Genomic DNA, 20,482 nt, shown 5'->3' on the forward strand with positions numbered 1-20,482 from the left:
ATCAGGCACCTATCTTTTTAAACGTCAACGGAATTGCCGCGTGGTCGCCATAACGGGCGGTACAGGTTGCGACGTCATTGACGCCTGCTTTACAGGTAATTTCCGGCATCGGATAACGTGAACCGTCGGTGCAGCGCGCATTGCCGCGACTTTTAATCATCAGCTCGCCCGTTTGATGCAGACCAGAGAAAATTTCCGCCCGACAAACCACGTTATCGCCATGTACTACGCGCGCGATGCCTTTGTTATTTTGGATCTGATAACGCAGAGAGGGCGGCTTGCCGGTAATCGGATCTTTGACATCCACGCTGACCCGCCAGCTACCGTTTAAAAAGCGCGTGGTTCCAAGCTTCATCTGCGTATTGTCCATCACCAGCGCGTCTTTGGGGATAGCAGCAATGATAACAGGCGTTTCCGGCAGCGGCGCCGCTTTGGGGGCGGGCGTCACCTCAGCGCGATGCAGCGGCAAATGCGCGGTGAGTTCAGGCATTGGGGTAACATCAGTTTTCGCGGTAGCGACAGGCGCGGCGCGAACAGGAGAGGCCCCGTCAACGGATGAAGATGGCCAGAAAAAAGGCGTGGCGACGGCGGCGATAACCACGGCAGCGACAGGTAAGCTCCACAGCGGTAGACGGCGAGCTCTTTTCGCCTCAGCAACCGGGATAGGTGCGGCAGGCTTCGGCTCGCTAACGATAACGGGCGGCGCAGCAGGTTCCTCCGGCATTTTCGGCGGCTCAATGACAGACGTTAACAAGGGTTCATCCGCCTGACTAAATGCCGCCTCTACCAGCGGCTTTGCTTCGGGTTCCGGCTCCGGCTCGACCAGCGGGATGTCAGGGATTGCCTCGGTTATCCGCAGGCAGTCCAGCACATCATCGCGTGTATTTTCGTTGAGATTAACGAATCCCCAGAAGGTGATAACCGGTTTGCCGTTAACCAGGAAAACATGATTTTCGCCGGGAAATTGCGTCGCCTTCTCAAGTAGCGAACCAAATAGCTGGAGCGCTGTTTTACCGGATTGCAGACTTTTGCGACTGAGTGCAGCCGCGCTTTCAAAAGTGCTGGCTAAATAACGTAAAGCCCGAGAACGTGTCTCTTCGTCAGCCGCTTTCCACGCTATCGCCTGACCTTCAATCGGCGAATACCAGTCAACCCGATCGCCATTATCGTTAAGTTGCGGAATCGCCAGACAGTCAACCATCGCCTGCTGTTTACGCAGACGAAGCGTTTCGCGAATTTGCAATGCTGATTCAAATACGGCCTGACCGCCGCCGCCCACGGCCTGATAATCATCCAGATTGCCGCTGCGCAAGAGAGATTTTGCCACGTTGTTATCCCTTAGACTTCTTCACGCGTCTACTTTACGGGGTCTATACGCAAGCAAACGGCGGAAGAAAGGCAAAAAGGCGCGAATTCTCGGTCTATTAAGCCCCGTGTTTTCACTTGACGTAAGTTAAATCAGGATGGCGGCGGCGAATGACCGCATCGGGCGACAATAACGCGTATAATAGGCGAATCATGCTATTACAGAATAAAGAGTAGGAGAGCTTATGTCGCACCTGGAGGAAGTGAGCGCCCGCGTGGATGCCGCCATCGCGGAGAGCGTAATTGCCCATATGAATGAATTGCTGATTGCCTTGAGCGATGACGCTGAATTACGTCGTGAAGATCGTTATGTGCAGCAGCAGCGTTTGCGCACGGCTATCGCGCATCACGGCAGACAATATCAAGAAGATCGGGACGCGCGCCGCGAGCAGCTCACCAAAGGCGGCACGATCCTGTAACCCATTAAAACTGGCGCTTCGCAATCAGCCATGCGCCAATGACCAGCAACAGCGCGCCAAACGCCGGCCCGACCATTGCGCGTAACGTGACGCCGTGGCTACGCGCGATATCCAGCGCCAGTCCGCCGATTAACTGGCTGGCGACCAGTACCGCGATAGTCGTCGCGGCGCCAACGTTCTGATACCCGCTAATGCTGGCAAATACAAAAAATGACCCCAGCAGACCGGGGATCAATGTCCACCAGCGAACGCTGGCGACCAGCTCGCCGAAACCCGCAGCGCCTTGCTTAAACCACAATATCGTCACAAATAAAACGATCCCTACCAGCGAGTTCAACAGCATAGCGATCAGAATCGTCGATGATGTCTGCGTAATACGCACCATAATACTGTTTTGTACCACCAGCCCGACGCCGGCGGCGATCAAAAAGATAAGCGTCAAAGACTGGTTCATCAGCAGGCGTCCGGCGCGGCGTGTTCATCAAGCTGGAGCTGCATAAACGTAAGATCTAACCAACGGCCAAATTTTACGCCGACCTGCGGCATTTGCGCGGTAACGGTAAATCCCAGCGAATGATGCAGGCGTATCGAGGCGGCATTCTGTGACTCAATACCGGCCACCATCACATGCTTGCCGCAGCGTCGGGCTTCGTCGATCAGTCTGCTGAGCAGTTTTCGCCCCAGTCCTTTCCCCTGGTGCGCCGGATGAACATAAACCGAGTGCTCGACGGTATAGCGAAAACCGTCGAAACTGCGCCAGTCGCCAAATGATGCATAGCCAGTCACCACGCCATTTTCTTCGCTTACCAGCACCGGATAGCCCAGTAATTGACGGGCCTCATACCAGGCAAGGCGATTATCCGTATCGACCGTCCGATCGTTCCAGATGGCCGCAGTATGTAATACCGCATGGTTATAGATTTCGGTAATCGCGGCGCAGTCTGCTTTATCGGCAAAGCGAATCGTCATAGGGAACCCCAGGGAATGTTTACGATAGTGTTAGAAATACTATTGAAGGCGGCATAAATCAACGAATTAGCGCAAGAATTCATATTTAGCGAGAGGGGAAAGAAAGTCGTTCATAAAAGCGCACAGCCTGATATCTGAGAGTGTTTAACTCCCTCAGAAAGCTAATGTTCGACTATTATTGATGGATTATGCCAGGCATGAGGAGAATAGAATGAAGCAACAGACCAACCGAAATCGTCGTTGGGTTTTGGCCTCGCGTCCCCACGGCGCGCCGCAGATGGATAACTTCCGCCTCGAAGAAGATGACGTCGCGACGCCCGGTGAAGGGCAGGTGCTATTGCGTACCGTTTTTTTATCACTCGACCCTTATATGCGTGGCCGCATGAGCGATGAACCCTCTTATGCGCCGCCTGTTGAACCTGGCTGCGTTATGGTTGGCGGTACGGTCAGTCGCGTTGTCGCGTCAAACCATCCTGATTACCGACCAGACGAATGGGTGTTGAGTTACAATGGTTGGCAGGATTATGACATTTCAGATGGTGAAGGGTTGGTAAAGCTGGGTGATAATCCGCAACATCCTTCCTGGTCATTGGGTATTTTAGGAATGCCGGGGTTTACCGCCTATATGGGGTTACTGGATATCGGTCAGCCGAAAGAGGGCGAAACGCTGGTTGTCGCCGCCGCCACCGGCCCCGTAGGCGCAACGGTTGGGCAAATTGGCAAGCTGAAGGGCTGCCGGGTCGTGGGTATTGCTGGCGGCGCGGAAAAATGCCGTCATGCGACAGACGTTTTGGGATTTGATCTGTGCCTTGATCATCACACTGATAATTTCCCACAACAGCTTGCGCAGGCCTGCCCGCAGGGTATCGATATCTATTATGAGAATGTCGGTGGTAAAGTCTTTGACGCCGTCTTACCGCTACTGAATACGTCGGCGCGGATTCCGCTCTGCGGTCTGGTCAGCGGCTACAATGCGACAGCGTTGCCGGACGGTCCAGACAGACTGCCGCTGCTGATGGCGACATTACTTAAAAAGCGTATTCGCCTGCAAGGTTTTATCATCAACCAGGACTATGGTCACCGGATACATGAGTTTCAGCAAGAAATGGGGCGTTGGATCAAAGAAGGGAGAATACATTACCGGGAGCAGATTACTGATGGGCTGGAAAATGCGCCAGAAGCGTTTATGGGGCTGCTGGCGGGGAAGAACTTTGGCAAAGTCGTGATACGTTTAGCGGACGATGCGTAAAGAAAAAATGGCGGCATTATGTCGCCATAAAAATGTGCAAATTTTAAAATTGCGGCTTTACTTATATTCATCATTCAGATCGCGGTGGGGCAGCTTATCTTCCTCAGCGGCCTGAACCGGTCAAAAATCTCGATACATGAAGGAGTGACGGAGATAAAACGGTTGCCATAAAGAAACCTGTATTGTTGTAAAAGATGAGAATATCACGCAAGTAAATTATCACTTTTATTTATTTGGCCGTTCAGGCCTGGATTATCTTTTTTACAATTAAGTTCCGAAACTTCTTCGGGACTCGATTGCGATGTTGTTCTGCCAAGAGGTGAAGGAAGGAAAATGCCGGGTACGGAAAAAACACAACATATAAGCCTGACCACACAGGTTGAAAATCGGTTAAAGCATCAATTGTCTATTGGCGCATTAAAACCAGGCGCAAGGCTTATCACTAAAAATATCGCTCAAGAGTTAGGCGTCAGTATTACGCCAGTGCGTGAGGCCCTGTTAAGGCTGGTCTCTTCCAGTGCTTTGGCGGTGGCGCCAGCACAGGCGTTTATGGTGCCGGAGATCTCGCTGGAAAGTTTGCTGGAAATTAATACGATTCGTACTGCCCTGGAGGAGATGGCGGTGGTCGCCGCTGCGGGTAAGATTACCCCGGATCGCGAGCAGACGCTGAATGCGCTATTAGATGAATTTCAACAGGCGCTGGAAAGTGGCGTTATGGAGAAAATTCTTTTGGCCAACCGCGCATTCCGCTTTGAGATCTACCACTACGCGGATATGCCAACGCTGTATGCCATGATCGAGCAATTATGGGTACGCCTGGGGCCAAGCCTGCATTTTTTATATGATAATTTTAAACTTGATGATTATCAAAACGGCGTTAATCTGTACAGAAAATTGCTTAATGCGTTAGTGACAGGTGATAAAGAAGCCAGTCGCCACTGCCTACAGAACGTTTTGCAACAAAACGTAGCGACGATTAAAAATCAGTACTTCATGTAACCTTTATGAAACTATGACTTATCAATAGCGGGGATTCCCCGCTATTGCCGGATATTTGCCGGATATTTATTCAAATTGCCATGCCAGATTAATCCCCACGCCATAGTTACGTCCTGGCGCTGGCTCATAATATCGGCCATTAGATTCATTAACGATCACCGAACCGATATATTCTTTATCAAATAGATTATCTACCCGCCCAAAAATATCGACGGTAAGCTGACTGTAATTAAATTTATACCCTGTATTTAGTCCAACAACGGTATACGAAGGCGCTTTGGCGGTATTTTCATCATTGGCCATGATATCGCCCATATACCGAACGTCTGTTCCGGCGTACCACCCCTCATCCGGGATAAAACCTAATGAGGCGAATCCCATATTACGGGCGATGCCGGGCATTCGGTTTCCATCACAGTTTTGCCCCTGACAAACGTTACTGCGATAGGTCGCATCCAGCCAGGTCCATGATGCTTTCACCCGCCAGTCGCCGGCGAAGCGCTGGTCCAACGCAAGTTCTGCGCCCTGGCGGCGCGTTTTGCCCGCGTTTTTGTAGGTAGTGCGTCCTCCCATACTGCTGGCGACAACAATTTCATCATCGGTATCGGTTTGAAATAACGCGGCGGTCAACAAGCCATTGCCAATCCGCGTTTTACTGCCGACTTCCACCGTATCATTGGTCGACGGTTTGAGGTCAAAGTTGAACCCGCTTTGGCCGTCAGCGCGATAAGAAAGTTCATTGATAGTGGGAGTTTCAAATCCACGACCGGCAGCAAGATAGAGATTCCAGGCGTCAGTTAACGCATATTTTAGCGATCCGGCGGGTAGCCAGTGGTGATAGCTGGCGTCGCCGCTGTCATCGCCATTGCCGGGCGCGATATAGTGATCGTTAGAATCGAACCACACGGAACTGTAGCGCACGCCAGCATCCAGCGAGAGTTTTTGCGTAAGCTGCCACTGGGTTTGCAGATAAGGATCGACATTCCACATCAGGTTACGCTCATCCCGGCGTAAATCGCCTTTATGCCCAAACTCAGGGGTGCCGTTGTTGAGACGGAAATTATTGTAACCCTTGCGGTTTTCGCTCATGTTTTCATAGTTTACTCCGCCAGTGAAGGTGACCGGCACACCTAATTCTCCCCGGTGAGTCCAGCGGGAATCAATGCCCTGATAGTGGCGTTGCAGTGTAATTACGCCGCCAGCCTGAGCCGGTTTTAGCTGTGCTACCAGGGGAATAGACTGGTATTGCGTGGTTTCCCGCTCTCCGGCGTAGGCCATCACGCTGATATCATCCTGCGCGCTGAGCTGACGTTCATAACGCAATCCTGCCTGAGTTTGTTTGATGGTTTTACGCGTATTGTACTGTTCAGCGCGCGGCGCCTGTTGCGGATCGGCTTTCCATTCAGATTCGGTAAGTCCGCCGGGATCGTCCGCCTTAATGTCCACACTATTAAAAATCAGCGAGAGTTTACTGGCCTCGTCAAGGCGCACGCCCAGTTTGGCATTAGCCAGATTTTTTCGCGCGCCGCTGTGATCGCGGTAGCCGTGGGTAGTGAAACGGGTAGTTGATACCGTGTAATCCACGTCGCCAGGCTGTGTGCCGTCACCCATCGCGCCCGTGGCTTTTAGCCCATAGCGCCAGCTTCCATAACTGCCGTAGTAGCTGCTGGCCTCAAGGGTGGGCGGCTGTCTCCCGGTTTCGGTGGTGACATTTATTACGCCGCCGGAAGCATTGCCGTATAGCGCTGAGAAGGGGCCGCGTAACACTTCAACGTCTTGTATGCTGTTAATATCAATATTCGAAATCTGGCCTTGTCCATCCGGCATGGTGGCGGGAATGCCATCAACATACAGACGAATGCCGCGCACGCCAAAGGCGGAACGCGAGCCAAATCCGCGGATAGAGATTTGCAGATCCTGCGCGTAGTTCTGCCGGTTCTGCACCTGCAATCCCGGGACGCTGGTTAAAGTCTCAGATAAATTAACGCGCGGCGTCGCCAGACGCATGTCTTCTCCCTCAATGACGCTAACGGCGGCAGGTGTATCCAGTTCGGATACGGTTTGCGGCGTTGCGGTGACTATCATGGTTTGTTCATTGGACGCGCTGGCGGCCTGAAGGACCGGGGAGAAGGTCAGAGGCAATAAGAGGGCGGGATAAAGTCGCAGTCTAACGGAAATAATTTTCATGAAAATGCCGGATAATTGTAAGCGTATCAACGGAAAACGTGACATTAAGGGTAGTCAATATGTAAAGTTTTGAAATTTTAATCGCACATTAAGTTAAGAAAATGTGCGTTATTTAAGAGCCATGACATTCGCAGGCGAGGAAAAGCTCCACTTTCTGATAAATAATGATTATTATTCTCAACTTATAATAAGTGCGGAACGAAGATCCCGCGCAGTGAAGTAGTGTGAAGCAGCTATACACGTTTTTATCAAAGGGAGTCGTCATGCACTTACGTCATCTTTTTTCGCCGCGCCTGCGTGGTTCTTTATTGTTAGGTTCGCTCCTCGTCGCATCCTCATTTAGCACGCTGGCGGCGGAAGACATGCTGCGTAAAGCGGTAGGCAAAGGCGCTTATGAGATGGCCTGGAGTCAGCAAGAAAACGCGCTCTGGCTGGCTACATCGCAAAGCCGTAAACTGGATAAAGGCGGCGTAGTTTATCGTCTCGACCCGGTGACGCTGGAAATCACGCAAGCGATTCATAACGATCTCAAGCCGTTCGGCGCCACCATCAATGCCGCGACCCAAACGCTGTGGTTTGGCAATACCATTAACAGCGCTGTTACCGCGATTGATGCCAAAACGGGTGATGTAAAAGGTCGTCTGGTACTTGATGCGCGCAAACGTACTGAAGAGGTTCGTCCGTTACAGCCCCGTGAGCTGGTTGCCGATGCGTCTACCAACACGATCTACATTAGCGGTGTTGGTAAAGAGAGTGCTATTTGGGTAGTGGATGGCGAAACCATCAAACTGAAAACGACGATCGAAAATACCGGCAAAATGAGTACGGGTCTGGCGCTCGACAGTAAAGCGCAACGCCTGTACACCACCAATGCGGATGGCGAATTTATCACCATCGATACCGCCAGCAATAAAATTCTCAGTCGTAAGAAGTTGCTGGATGACGGTAAAGAACACTTCTTTATTAACCTGAGTCTCGATACCGCAGGTCATCGCGCGTTTATCACCGACTCGAAGGCGACTGAAGTCTTGGTTGTCGATACCCGTAATGGCAATATTCTTGCCAAAATCGCGGCGCCTGCCTCTTTGGCCGTCCTGTATAACCCGACACGTAACGAGGCGTATGTGACGCACCGTCAGGCAGGGCAGGTCAGCGTGATCGATGCGAAGACCTATAACGTTGTTAAAACGTTCGATACGCCGACGTACCCTAATAGTCTGGCGCTATCGGCAGACGGTAAAACGCTCTACGTCAGCGTGAAGCAGAAATCGACACGTGAACAGGAAGCGACGCAGCCGGATGATGTTATTCGCATTGCTCTGTAAATAGGGTATGGAGGGGGAAACCCCTCCAGTCATCTCTTTAAACGCACCGATACGCCTCGTTACACCCCGCCGATAGCCTGATGATTCTGTGAGAATTACACTGCCTTTTTGCTGTAGTTAACTCATTATATTCACGAGGAAAATATGAAAAAGTTATTTATATGCTCAGGTTTGGGCATGATGTTTTTTATGCTTGCGGGTTGCACAACCAACTATGTGATGACGACGAAGAATGGGCAAACGATCGTAACTCAGGGTAAGCCGCAGTTAGATAAAGAGACGGGAATGACCAGTTATACCGATCAGGAAGGCAACCAGCGGGAAATTAACAGCAATGATGTGGCGCAGTTGATTAAGGCTGACTAAGCATTGGGCGCGATGCGGTGTTGGCGGCAACGCGCATTAAACCCGGCAGGCCTGGGGCTGCCGGGGAAGGGTAATGTTATGTCGCTGCTTCTTCTTTCAATATGACACTCTCTGTCGAATCCGCCGTCACTGGCGCAGTGCGATGGATCTCCGCCACGCGACGTCGCACGCCAAACCAGCCGGCGACCAGCAGAATAGCGATCAGCGGCAACGAGGCGATAGTGTAAGTTCCATTCGGGTAGTCAAACGCCATGAGTACCAGCACGCTTAATAAAAACAGCAGCGTTAGCCAGGAGGTGAAAGGCGCGCCGGGCAGTTTAAAACTGACGTCTGCGGCTTTGCCTTCTTTTATCGCCTGGCGTAAACGCATCTGGCACACCATGATAAACGCCCACGACGCGATAATGCCAAGCGAGGCAAAATTAAGAACGATCTCAAACACGCGGGAGGGGACCAGGTAATTCAGGAACACGCCAACCACGTAAACCACCAGAGTCGCCAGAATACCCGCATAGGGCACATGCTGACGGCTCATTTTCGCCATGAATTTCGGCGCGGAACCCCCCATCGACATTGAACGTAAAATTCTCCCCGTACAGTAAAGCCCGGAGTTCAGGCTGGAAAGCGCGGCGGTTAACACCACGATATTCATAATACTGCCGATATAAGGCACGCCAAGTTTAGAAAAGAAGGTGACAAACGGACTTTGCCCCGCCTGGTAGGCGTTCCACGGCAGCAGCAAAACCAGCAATACGACCGATCCTACATAGAAAAGACCAATACGCCAGATAACGCTATTGATGGCTTTTGGCACCATCGTCTGTGGATCTTTGCACTCCCCAGCGGCGGTACCGACCAGTTCAATCGAAGCAAAGGCGAACACTACGCCCTGAATCAGTACCAGCGCGGGCAACAGGCCGTGCGGGAAAAAGCCGCCATTATCTGTAATCAGGTGAAAACCGGTGGCATTACCCTCAAGCGGTTGACCGGTACCGAGAAAAATCGTGCCTACCACCATGAAGATAACAATGGCGAGTACTTTTATCAGCGCGAACCAGAACTCCATTTCGGCAAACCATTTTACGCCGATCATGTTCATGGTACCGACAATGGTTAACGCGCCGAGCGCGAACACCCATTGCGGAACGTCGCCAAATGCGCCCCAGTAGTGCATATATAACGCCACTGCGGTGATATCGACGATCCCGGTCATCGCCCAGTTAATAAAGTACATCCAGCCTGCGACGTAGGCCGCTTTTTCACCCAAAAATTCACGGGCGTAGGAGACGAAGCTCCCGCTGGAAGGGCGATGCAATACCAGTTCGCCCAGCGCGCGTAAAATGAAAAAAGAAAAAATGCCGCATATCAGATAGACCAGCGCCAGTGCCGGTCCGGCCATTTGCAATCGGGCGCCTGCACCTAAAAATAAACCGGTGCCAATCGCGCCGCCGATAGCAATCATCTGAACCTGACGATTCCCCATCGCTTTGTGATACCCCTCTTCATGGGCGTTCAGCCAGCGTCGTTTCGCCGCATGTTGTTCTGCGGCGTGCGTAGTCTGTGTTTTCATTACGTTACCTGTTATAGCCTGTCCTGACAGAAAAATTCCTTATGCCGCGACGGGCGCTCACCAATCGATTGCCTGCAATGGCGAATGCCGCTTTTCCCTGATTCTGTGACAGGGATAAAACCGCCGGCGGAGCATCCTACCTGCAATTGTTAAATGACGCAAAACATACGGAAAGAAGAAAATGAGGATGTCGTGTTTATTTGTGCGGTCAGATGTGGTGCGGTGTGGTCACGATTCAGCCAGATAAGCTTTCAGCACAAATCCGCAGTGATTGCGTTGCGCAATAATTAATCAGGGTTAATCCCTGCAGGGATTTATGGTCATAGATATGACCTCGAACGATAAACCACCTGACGATATTGAAGCAGCATAAGATCAGGCCGTTGCGCCTGTTATTCTCATTTCCTCCTGAGAATGTATGCCTTTGAGCAATTTTGTTGATTGACATATCGTCATAATGAGAGAGGAGTAGGACATATAAAGCTATTGAGCAAAATTTGAAGGAGTAGGATATGCCACATACATCAGTTTCTACCTATGCCAGAGCTTTATCAGGAAATAAGCTACCTCATGTTGCTGCAGGAGATTATGAAAATAAATTATCAACAAAAATCCTGAAAGGCATCTTGTATGTGCTTACAGCAGGATTAGCCTACGGATTTACAAGAGTAATTGAACATTATTGTAATGTTACGCCTAAAGTTGCGGAGTTCTGTGCCAATGCAGGGAATATCCATAATCACCTTGCTGATGCTGTACGTGATGGACTGTTTACTATAGATGTCGAGCTTTCTGATGGTCGGATGTTAACATTCGAACAACTCTCGCTGATAGCTGAAGGTAAGCCAATCGTCAGGATATCGGATGGCAAGCATACCGTTGAGGTTGAGGGGACCTTTGAAGAGATTTGTATGAGACTGGAAGAGGGCTTTTTTGAAGCGCCAGCGTACTATGATTATGATATTGATGAAAAATATAAAACCGTCAGAGAGCGAATGGCAGCATATAATGCCTTACCTCAGGCATTAGGCGCCATTCCGTGTTTAGAATATTATATCGCTCGGGCCAGCAACATGCAGGAGGCGAAAGCGCAATGGGCGGCCGACATAAAAGCTTGCTACCATAACTATTTGGACAATTATTAAAAAGCGTTTATGTTTAGCCAGTTTTGTTAGAAATCAGACTCGCTGAGCCGGCGTTAAAAATTTTAACACGCCGCTATTTTGGCGGCGTGTCGCAAAGAGATTCTCAGAACCCGATTTCCGTTTGTACGCCAAAATTCCACGTACCTCCGGCGCGACAGCCGGCCTGTCTTATTTTTTTCAAAAGTATCCAACGCTATTCCACGGATAGGGTATCCTGTTGCGCAGCGATATCCGCCTCAGCCTGTGTGCCGAACGCAAGCATTAATGTTAATGGAAGCCTCAGATGACCTCTTTTTTACATGCTTATTTTACGCGATTACATTGTCAGCCGTTGGGGGTTCCTACGGTTGAAGCGCTCAGAACGCTTCACTTAGCGCACAACTGCGCGATTCCTTTTGAAAATCTGGATGTGCTACTGCCTCGTGAAATACAGCTCGATGAGACGGCATTAGAGGAGAAACTGCTTTATGCCCGACGCGGTGGATACTGTTTTGAACTGAATGGCCTGTTTGAACGCGCGTTACGCGACATCGGTTTTAATGTCCGAAGCTTATTAGGGCGGGTCATTCTGTCTCATCCCGCCAGTTTACCGCCGCGCACGCACCGTTTGCTGCTGGTTGATGTTGAGGACGAGCAGTGGATCGCTGACGTGGGGTTTGGCGGCCAAACGCTAACCGCGCCGCTTCGTCTGCAGGCTGAAATTGCTCAGCAAACGCCGCATGGCGAATACCGTCTGATGCAGGAGGGGAGCACATGGATTTTACAATTCCGCCACCATGAGCACTGGCAGTCGATGTACTGTTTTGATCTGGGGGTGCAGCAGCAGAGCGATCATGTGATGGGCAATTTCTGGTCGGCTCACTGGCCGCAATCCCATTTTCGTCATCATTTGTTGATGTGCCGCCATTTGCCTGATGGCGGCAAGCTGACATTAACGAATTTCCACTTCACGCGTTACCACCAGGGACATGCCGTTGAACAGGTCAATATACCGGATGTACCGTCGTTGTATCAGTTACTTCAGCAGCAGTTTGGTCTCGGCGTAAATGATGTAAAGCACGGTTTTACCGAGGCGGAGCTGGCCGCGGTAATGGCTGCATTTGATACCCATCCGGAGGCGGGAAAATAATTTTTTGCCGCGAGGATTTGCGGGCCTGACAAAGATTAAAAAGTAATGGCCCATTCGGCATGAAACAGAATGACCGCCTGGCCGGAGATGGTGACGTTTTCCGGCTGGTTATCGCGAATGGTGACGGTAACATCAACAGTACCCTCTTTGCCTAAAGCGCGCCCCTGATGGCCTTGAATCTGCAGCGTTTTACCGTCATGCGCCATCAGGCCATGATGGACGAGCCATGCCCCCATCGGGCCATTGGCGTTTCCCGTTACCGGATCTTCCACAATTCCTATCGCCGGGGAAAACATTCGCCCATCGGTTTCGTTTTTTCCCGGACGAATCTGGAAAGGAAAAAAGCCGTTACAGCCAATTTGCTGGCTGATTGCCGTCAGGGCTGCCAGATTCGGAGAAAGGGCATCAATATCAACGTCTGGTTTGAGCAGGATCATCACTTTTGCATGTCCTGTTGAAGCCACCTGAATTGGCGCTCCCGGCACGATATCATCTTCAGTCAGGTTCAGTGCGGTGATGATGGCAGCCCGAATCTCTCCGACTAACGGTGGTTCAAAAGAGGGCTGACCTTGTTCCAGCGTGATGCGATAGTCGTTGTGTTCGGCATGAATTTCAACGAGATGACGGCCCGCTAACGAGGTTTGCCAGACGGTGGTGTTTCCCAACCCCAGTACCGTTGCCCGAACATAATGCGCGGCCACGGTGGCATGACCACAGATGGGGACTTCTACTGTCGGTGTAAAGTAGCGTATGCGCACATCACTCTCTTCGCTTTTTAGCAAAAAGGCGGTTTCCGAGTGACGAAGTTCACGGGCAATCAGCTGCATCTGCGCGTCGCTTAGCGTATCCGCATGTAAGACAACGCCAGCAGAGTTGCCGCGAAAGGGTTCGCCGGTGAAGGCGTCAACATGGTAAATCTGCGGTTTCATTGATGTTCTCCTTTGACTGAAGAATCATCATAGCCTGTGCGTTGCCGAATGACGACGCCCAGGCGTTTTTCTTTGCCCGGTAAGCGTATCCCCGGGCAAAGAGAATTAGCGGCGGGTACGAACAATCTGGTAGCGACGGGTGAAATACTCAAACGGCGCGCTCCAGACATGAACCAGACGGGTGAACGGGAAGAGCAGGAAAATAGTCATTCCCAGCACCAGATGAACGCGGAAAACAAACGCCACACCGCTCAGCATTTCCGAAGACCCGCCGCGGAAGGTGACTATACTTTGCGCCCAGCCCACCAACTTCATCATTTCGCTGCCATCCGGATATTGCGCCGAAAACGGAATGGTGCTCAGGCCAAGCAGGCACTGAATCAGCAAAATGCTCATGATGATAATATCAGGTGTAGTGGATGTCGCCCGCACACGCTGATTGGTCAGACGACGCCACAGTAATCCCGCGCCGCCGATCAACGTTAATACGCCGCACACGCCGCCGAGGATCATCGCCATCTGCTGTTTTACCGCAATCGGCAGGAACCAGGCATACATCCAGTGTGGCGTCAGCATCCCGAACAGATGGCCAAAAAAGATCCCCAGAATGCCAATATGGAACAGATTCGACCATATCACCATCCCACGCTTATCCAGCATCTGGCTGGACGACGCGCGCCAGGTATATTGTCCGTAGTCATAGCGCAGCCAACTGCCGAGGAAGAATACCGTGGCGCAAATATAGGGGTAGATGTCGTAAAAAAAGACGTTCAGGTACTGTATCATTTCGGGCCTCCCGCGCTGACGTCGACGTACTGCGGCGCCGCGTCCTGGCTAAAGCGTCGTTGATAATGGTGTAACGGTGAACTGTCACAGGTCGTGGCGTTATCTTCGATAAACTTCACCTGTTCTTCTTCCCAGACGGCGTCCAGTGCCTGACGGGTATCATCCCGCGATTCCTGAACAATCTGCTTGGTGACACTGTCACTTGTAAGCGTACTGCCCGCCAGCGTCAGCAGGGCGTCAAACAGTTGATACCACGGCGCTCCTCGCTGTTTCAGACGACCGCCCAGCAGCGCCAGAATAGGGGCAATATTCTGTAATCCCTCGCGAGCTTCCGCTTCCGGCAACACGCTTAAGTACTCCAGATAGAGCGGCAGGTGATCCGGCAGTTCGCGGCAGTTGAGCTGCAGACCCACGGTTTCATACTGGCTTAACAAATCGACCATCGCCTGGCCGCGATCGCGGGACTCCGCATGAACATGCTCGAATAACAGCAATGAAGTGGCGCGCCCGCGGTCAAACACTTCACACCATTCTGCTTGTTTATCCAGTAACGGCGCATAAAGCAGCTCGCGAGTGAAGTCGGCCAGCATTGGCGCATCGTGTTGGATAAGGGCAAGCGCTTCATCCCGACATTCCCACAACTCGTCGTCCGGATACTCCATCAACAGGCCAATCGCTTTGAGGATTTGCATTATTCCCCCTCCGCTTTATCACGTACTTCGGTGATATTGATGGCATCAATACGGCTACTGTTGAACAGGTTGAATTTGGTATCCGAGCCGTGACAACCGTCGCCAAAAGTAAAGCCGCAGCCGTTGCGCTCCGGAAAGGCATCGCGCGCCATTTCCCGGTGGCTGGTGGGAATGACAAAACGATCTTCATAATTGGCAATCGCCAGGTAGCGATACATCTCTTCAACCTGTTGTACGCTCAGACCGACTTCGTCAATGGCGCGGGTATCCGTCACGCCTTCAACCGTCTGCGAGCGCATGTAGTGGCGCATCGCCATCATCCGCTTTAGCGCCCGAATGACGGGGCCGGTATCGCCCGCGCTGAGCATATTGGCCAGGTACTGGACCGGAATACGCAGCGTCTCCACCGCCGGCAGAATATTGCCATTGTGCGGCAACCCGCCCGCGTCGGCGTATGACTGGATGGGCGATAGCGGCGGTACGTACCAGACCATCGGCAGGGTACGGTATTCCGGGTGCAGCGGAAGCGCCAGCTTCCAGTCCATCGCCATTTTGTACACCGGCGACCGTTGGGCTGCGTCGATAACGTTTTGCGGGATGCCCTGTTTAAGCGCCTCTTCGATGACCGCCGGATCGTGCGGATTGAGAAACACATCGCACTGACGTTCATACAAATCTGTCTCGTGTTCGGTACTGGCCGCTTCTTCAATCCTGTCGGCGTCGTAGAGCAGAACGCCAAGATAACGGATGCGCCCGACGCAGGTTTCCGAGCAAACGGTCGGCTGGCCGGATTCAATACGCGGATAGCAAAATATGCATTTCTCAGACTTGCCGCTCTTCCAGTTAAAGTAGATTTTTTTGTACGGGCAGCCGCTGATACACAAACGCCAGCCCCGGCATTTATCCTGGTCGATTAGCACGATGCCGTCTTCTTCACGCTTATAAATAGCGCCACTTGGGCAGGTGGCGACACAACTGGGGTTCAGGCAGTGTTCGCACAGGCGCGGCAGGTACATCATGAAGGTGTTTTCGAACTGACCGTACATCTCCTTTTGTATGTTGTCGAAGTTACGGTCGCGGGCGCGTTTTTCAAATTCGCCGCCGAGCAGCTCTTCCCAGTTTGGCCCCCAGATCACCTTGTCCATCCGTTTTCCGTCGATCAGTGAACGCGGACGGGCAGTGGGCTGATGCTTACTCTCCGGCGCTGTATGTAAATGCTGATAATCGAAGGTAAAGGGTTCATAGTAATCATCGATTTGCGGAATCACCGGGTTGGCGAAAATTTTGCTAATTACCCCCATTTTGCCGCCCAGACGGGGCCTTATCTTGCCATTAACATCACGAACCCAACCGCCTTGCCACTCCTGCTGGTCCTCCCAGTTTTTGGGATAGCCGATGCCTGGTTTAGTTTCGACGTTATTGAACCATGCGTATTCCATCCCTTCACGTCCGGTCCAGACGTTTTTACAGGTGACGGAGCAGGTGTGACAGCCAATACATTTATCGAGATTCAGTACCATCCCAACCTGTGAGCGTATTTTCATTTTTTCGCCTCCTGTACCTGATCCCGGCCCTCATCATCCAGCCAGTTAATGTTTTTCATCTTCCTGATCATGATGAATTCATCGCGATTCGAACCCACGGTTCCGTAATAGTTGAAGCCGTAAGCCAGTTGCGCATAGCCGCCGATCATATGCGTCGGTTTTGGACAGACCCTGGTCACGGAGTTATGGATCCCGCCGCGCATCCCGGTCACTTCCGAACCCGGAATGTTCATAATCCGCTCCTGGGCGTGGTACATCATGGTCATACCCGGCGGGACGCGCTGGCTGACCACCGCACGAGCGGTAAGGGCGCCATTAGCGTTGAAGGCTTCAATCCAGTCGTTATCTTCAATACCCAGTTCACGGGCATCGGCTTCGCTGATCCAGACAATCGGCCCGCCGCGCGACAAGGTCAGCATCAGCAGGTTTTCGCTGTAGGTGGAGTGAATTCCCCATTTCTGGTGCGGCGTCAGGAAGTTAAGCGCTTTTTCCGGGAAACCGTTGGGCGGAATTTCTCGCATTTCGCTGACGCTGCGGGTATCAATCGGCGGGCGATATGCCACCAGGCTTTCGCCAAAAGCGCGCATCCACGCATGATCCTGATAGAGTTGTTGCCGCCCCGACAACGTGCGCCACGGGATCAGTTCATGTACGTTGGTATATCCGGCGTTATAAGAGACATGCTCGCTTTCCAGTCCTGACCAGGTCGGGCTGGAGATAATTTTGCGCGGTTGCGCCTGGATATCACGAAAGCGAATTTTCTCATCTTCTTTATTGATGGCCAGATGGGTGTGCTCGCGCCCGGTCATCTCGCCCAACGCCTGCCAGGCTTTCACCGCCACCTGGCCGTTAGTTTCCGGCGCTAAGGCAAGAATCACTTCCGAGGCATCCAGCGCGGTGTCGATGCGCGGACGTCCTTTCGCCGGACCATCGTGTTTGGTGTAATTGAGCTTACCGAGGAAATTGACTTCATCTTGCGTATTCCAGGCAATACCCTTACCGCCGTTGCCTAATTTATCCAGCAGGGGACCCAGCGAGGTAAAACGTTCATAGGTGGCCGGATAATCGCGTTCAACCACGACGATATTGGGGGCGGTTTTGCCCGGAATAAGTTCGCACTCGCCTTTACGCCAGTCGAGAATATCAAATGGCTGCGCCAGTTCCGCCGGGGAATCATGCTGGAGCGGGTGTAACACCACATCGGTTTCCTGTCCGAGATGTCCGACACACACTTCAGAAAAGACGCTGGCGATACCTTTGTAGATCTCCCAGTCGCTTTTGGATTCCCAGGCAGGATCGACCGCGGCGGAAAGGGGGTGGATAAACGGATGCATATCCGAGGTATTCATATCGTCTTTTTCATACCAGGTGGCGGTCGGCAAAACGATATCGGAAAACAGACAGGTACTGGACATACGGAAATCAAGCGTGACCAACAGATCGAGCTTGCCCTCAATCGCGGCGGACTGCCATTCCACCTCTTCAGGCTTAATTCCTTCGCTGGAGCCCAGCGCTTCGCCCTGGATACCGCTGTCTGTGCCCAGCAGATATTTGAGCATGTACTCATGACCTTTCCCGGAGGAGCCGAGCAGGTTAGAGCGCCAGACAAATAAATTTCGCGGGTGATTATGACCACTGTCAGGCTGTTCGCAGGCAAAACGGATAGCGCCTGATTTCAACGCTTGCACGGTATAATCCGCCGCAGACAGCCCGGCTTTATCGGCGCTCGCTTTCACGCTGAGCGGGTTAAGATTAAGCTGCGGCGCCGAGGGTAGCCAGCCCATACGTTCCGCGCGCACGTTGAAATCGATCAGGTGTCCGGAAAATTTAGCCGGATCGGCCAGCGGCGACAGCAACTCTTGCGCAGTCAGTTTTTCATAGCGCCACTGGCTGGCATGGTTGTAGAAAAACGAGGTACTGTTCATCTGACGCGGCGGGCGATTCCAGTCCAGCGCGAAGGCCAGCGGCAGCCAGCCGGTTTGCGGCCGCAGCTTTTCCTGGCCGACATAGTGCGCCCAGCCGCCGCCGGTTTGTCCAACACAGCCGCAGAACACCAGCATGTTAATCATCCCACGGTAATTCATATCCATGTGATACCAGTGATTCACTCCCGCGCCGAGGATGATCATTGAGCGACCGTGAGTTTTATGGGCGGTCTCGGCAAATTCACGCGCAATAGTTTCGATATGTCGACGCGGCACGCCGGTAATCTGTTCGCCCCAGGCCGGCGTGTAGGCTTTTACGTCGTTATAATTATTGGCGCTATGGCAGTCATCCAGACCACGATCCAGCCCATAATTCGCCAGCACCAGATCGTAAACGCTGACGACCATCCGCTCGCTACCGTCCGCCAGAGCCAGGCGTTTCACCGGTAACTGACGTACCAGCACCGGTTCCTGCCGCACGCTGCGGAAATGTGGGTTTTCGTTACCGCCAAAATAGGGGAAGGCGACACCCGCCACGTCATCATGCTGACCAAGTAAAGAGAGCGACAGTTCAGTTTCGACGCCTGCCGCCACCGGTTCCAGGTTCCATTTTCCCTTTTCTCCCCAGCGAAAACCGATAGAACCGTTGGGCGCGACCAGTTCGCCCGTACTGTTAAACGCGACGGTTTTCCATTCCGGATTATTGGCTTCTCCCAGTCCATCCACCAGATCCGACGCGCGCATCATACGCCCCGGTACATAACTACCGTCTGCGCGCTCATCCAACAGGACCAGCATTGGCATGTCGGTATAACGGCGGCAATAGTTAAGAAAATAGTCGCTGGGATTATCGAGATGAAACTCTTTTAAAATAACGTGACCCATAGCCATCGCCAGCGCGCTGTCGGTACCTTGCTTTGGCGCCAGCCACTGATCGCACAGTTTAGCGACTTCGGAATAGTCCGGGGTGATGGCGATCGTCTTAGTGCCTTTGTAGCGCACTTCGGTAAAGAAGTGGGCGTCCGGGGTACGCGTTTGCGGCACGTTAGAGCCCCAGGCAATAATGTAGGCTGAGTTATACCAGTCGGCGGACTCCGGCACGTCAGTCTGCTCGCCCCAGGTCATTGGCGACGCGGGCGGAAGATCGCAATACCAGTCATAGAAGCTCAGGCAAGTACCGCCAAGCAATGACAGATAGCGTGTTCCGGCGGCGTAAGAAACCATCGACATTGCCGGAATAGGTGAAAACCCCGCCACACGATCCGGACCATAGGTTTTGATTGTCCAGACGTTAGCGGCGGCAATGAGCTGATTCAGCTCTTTCCAGCTCGAACGAATAAAGCCGCCATGTCCGCGCACCTGTTTGTAACTTTGGCATTTTTGCGGGTCGTTCATTATAGATTCCCATGCCAGTACCGGATCGCTGTGCCGGGAAAGGGCCTCGCGCCACAGTTCTATCAGCCGCTTACGCACCAGAGGGTATTTCAGACGGTTGGCGCTATAGAGATACCAGGAGTAGCTGGCGCCGCGCGGGCAGCCGCGCGGTTCATGGTTCGGTAAATCGGGACGCGTGCGCGGGTAGTCGGTTTGCTGGGTTTCCCACGTCACCAGACCGTTTTTGACATAAATTTTCCAGCTACAGGAGCCCGTGCAGTTGACGCCGTGGGTTGAGCGTACGATCTTATCAAACTGCCAGCGCTGGCGATAACTGTCTTCCCAGTCGCGGTTGGTATGCATCACCTGACCATGGCCGTCGGCAAAGGTATCGCCTTTTTGTTTAAAGTAACGAAAGCGATCCAACAGTTTACTCATGACATTTCTCCTGCTTCGATAAATTTTCCGCCATCCTGTCGATTTGGCGTTAAACCATTGCCGGATGGCCG

General features: G+C 52.4%; 17 protein-coding genes. 7 read left to right on the top strand and 10 right to left on the bottom strand.

The genetic code is table 11. The annotated features are described in order from the left end of the window. Position 1: 1 nt before the first annotated feature. Positions 2-1,327 carry a virulence-associated effector SrfA gene (srfA, locus tag NA197_RS00895; RefSeq protein ID WP_064001029.1) on the bottom strand — a complete coding sequence of 442 codons (1,326 nt, stop codon included), beginning with the start codon at positions 1,325-1,327 and terminating at the stop codon, positions 2-4. Between the two features lie 223 nt (positions 1,328-1,550). On the opposite strand from srfA, the gene NA197_RS00900 reads away from it, so the two are divergent. Then, positions 1,551-1,784, top strand: coding sequence for a YdcY family protein (locus tag NA197_RS00900; RefSeq protein WP_000018720.1), 234 nt, complete (start codon positions 1,551-1,553; stop codon positions 1,782-1,784). 4 nt (positions 1,785-1,788) lie between these two features. Here NA197_RS00900 and NA197_RS00905 read toward each other — a convergent pair whose 3' ends face one another. Together NA197_RS00905 and mddA are read right to left on the bottom strand one after the other, a co-directional pair. Beyond that, positions 1,789-2,238: a DMT family transporter gene (locus tag NA197_RS00905; protein ID WP_001076565.1), complete on the bottom strand. Its 450-nt coding sequence runs from the start codon at positions 2,236-2,238 to the stop codon at positions 1,789-1,791. Then, positions 2,238-2,753, bottom strand: a complete 516-nt coding sequence (mddA, locus tag NA197_RS00910) for an L-methionine sulfoximine/L-methionine sulfone acetyltransferase (RefSeq protein WP_000155373.1) — start codon at positions 2,751-2,753, stop codon at positions 2,238-2,240. Before mddA ends, NA197_RS00905 begins: the two co-directional genes overlap by 1 nt. Before the next feature lie 211 nt (positions 2,754-2,964). Here mddA and NA197_RS00915 point away from each other — a divergent pair, with 211 nt between their 5' ends. Both NA197_RS00915 and mcbR read left to right on the top strand, forming a co-directional pair. Next, positions 2,965-4,002, top strand: a complete 1,038-nt coding sequence (locus tag NA197_RS00915) for an NADP-dependent oxidoreductase (RefSeq protein WP_064043447.1) — start codon at positions 2,965-2,967, stop codon at positions 4,000-4,002. 333 nt (positions 4,003-4,335) lie between these two features. Further along, positions 4,336-5,001 (top strand): colanic acid/biofilm transcriptional regulator McbR, encoded by a 666-nt coding sequence (gene mcbR, locus NA197_RS00920; RefSeq protein WP_001119592.1) that lies wholly within the window; start codon positions 4,336-4,338, stop codon positions 4,999-5,001. A gap of 66 nt (positions 5,002-5,067) precedes the next feature. On the opposite strand, the gene pqqU is transcribed toward mcbR, so the two are convergent. Continuing rightward, a complete protein-coding gene (gene pqqU / locus NA197_RS00925) occupies positions 5,068-7,188 on the bottom strand; it encodes a TonB-dependent receptor PqqU (protein WP_064043448.1) in 2,121 nt (706 codons plus the stop codon). A gap of 263 nt (positions 7,189-7,451) precedes the next feature. On the opposite strand from pqqU, the gene NA197_RS00930 reads away from it, so the two are divergent. Then, a complete protein-coding gene (locus NA197_RS00930; protein ID WP_000550642.1) occupies positions 7,452-8,513 on the top strand; it encodes a YncE family protein in 1,062 nt (353 codons plus the stop codon). Positions 8,514-8,657: 144 nt separating this feature from the next. Continuing rightward, entirely contained in the window at positions 8,658-8,879 is a 222-nt protein-coding gene (locus NA197_RS00935) for a YgdI/YgdR family lipoprotein (protein WP_000732362.1), read from the top strand. A 76-nt stretch (positions 8,880-8,955) separates the two neighbouring features. Here NA197_RS00935 and ansP read toward each other — a convergent pair whose 3' ends face one another. Beyond that, a complete protein-coding gene (ansP, locus tag NA197_RS00940) occupies positions 8,956-10,449 on the bottom strand; it encodes an L-asparagine permease (RefSeq protein ID WP_064043449.1) in 1,494 nt (497 codons plus the stop codon). 512 nt (positions 10,450-10,961) lie between these two features. Here ansP and steA point away from each other — a divergent pair. Then, the gene (steA, locus tag NA197_RS00945) at positions 10,962-11,594 is read left to right on the top strand and encodes a type III secretion system effector SteA (RefSeq protein WP_064043450.1); all 633 of its coding nucleotides are present in this window, start codon (positions 10,962-10,964) and stop codon (positions 11,592-11,594) included. A 283-nt stretch (positions 11,595-11,877) separates the two neighbouring features. Next, positions 11,878-12,723, top strand: a complete 846-nt coding sequence (gene nhoA / locus NA197_RS00950) for an N-hydroxyarylamine O-acetyltransferase (protein ID WP_000200327.1) — start codon at positions 11,878-11,880, stop codon at positions 12,721-12,723. A 35-nt stretch (positions 12,724-12,758) separates the two neighbouring features. Here the strand turns inward: nhoA and NA197_RS00955 are convergent, their stop codons facing one another. From NA197_RS00955 to NA197_RS00975, 5 genes are all read right to left on the bottom strand, one after another. Next, on the bottom strand, positions 12,759-13,652 hold the full coding sequence (locus NA197_RS00955; RefSeq protein ID WP_079849410.1) for a PhzF family isomerase: 894 nt from the start codon (positions 13,650-13,652) through the stop codon (positions 12,759-12,761). 105 nt (positions 13,653-13,757) lie between these two features. Then, positions 13,758-14,438, bottom strand: coding sequence for a respiratory nitrate reductase subunit gamma (gene narI, locus NA197_RS00960; RefSeq protein WP_000617106.1), 681 nt, complete (start codon positions 14,436-14,438; stop codon positions 13,758-13,760). After that, positions 14,435-15,130: a nitrate reductase molybdenum cofactor assembly chaperone gene (narW, locus tag NA197_RS00965; RefSeq protein ID WP_001166287.1), complete on the bottom strand. Its 696-nt coding sequence runs from the start codon at positions 15,128-15,130 to the stop codon at positions 14,435-14,437. The genes narI and narW overlap by 4 nt, the downstream gene beginning before the upstream one ends. After that, positions 15,130-16,674: a nitrate reductase subunit beta gene (narH, locus tag NA197_RS00970; RefSeq protein WP_000702603.1), complete on the bottom strand. Its 1,545-nt coding sequence runs from the start codon at positions 16,672-16,674 to the stop codon at positions 15,130-15,132. Before narH ends, narW begins: the two co-directional genes overlap by 1 nt. Then, on the bottom strand, positions 16,671-20,411 hold the full coding sequence (locus NA197_RS00975) for a nitrate reductase subunit alpha (protein WP_079849411.1): 3,741 nt from the start codon (positions 20,409-20,411) through the stop codon (positions 16,671-16,673). Before NA197_RS00975 ends, narH begins: the two co-directional genes overlap by 4 nt. Positions 20,412-20,482 lie beyond the last annotated feature (71 nt).

This window comes from Salmonella sp. NW884, from assembly GCF_051700745.1.
In the GTDB taxonomy this organism is placed as follows: domain Bacteria; phylum Pseudomonadota; class Gammaproteobacteria; order Enterobacterales; family Enterobacteriaceae; genus Salmonella; species Salmonella enterica.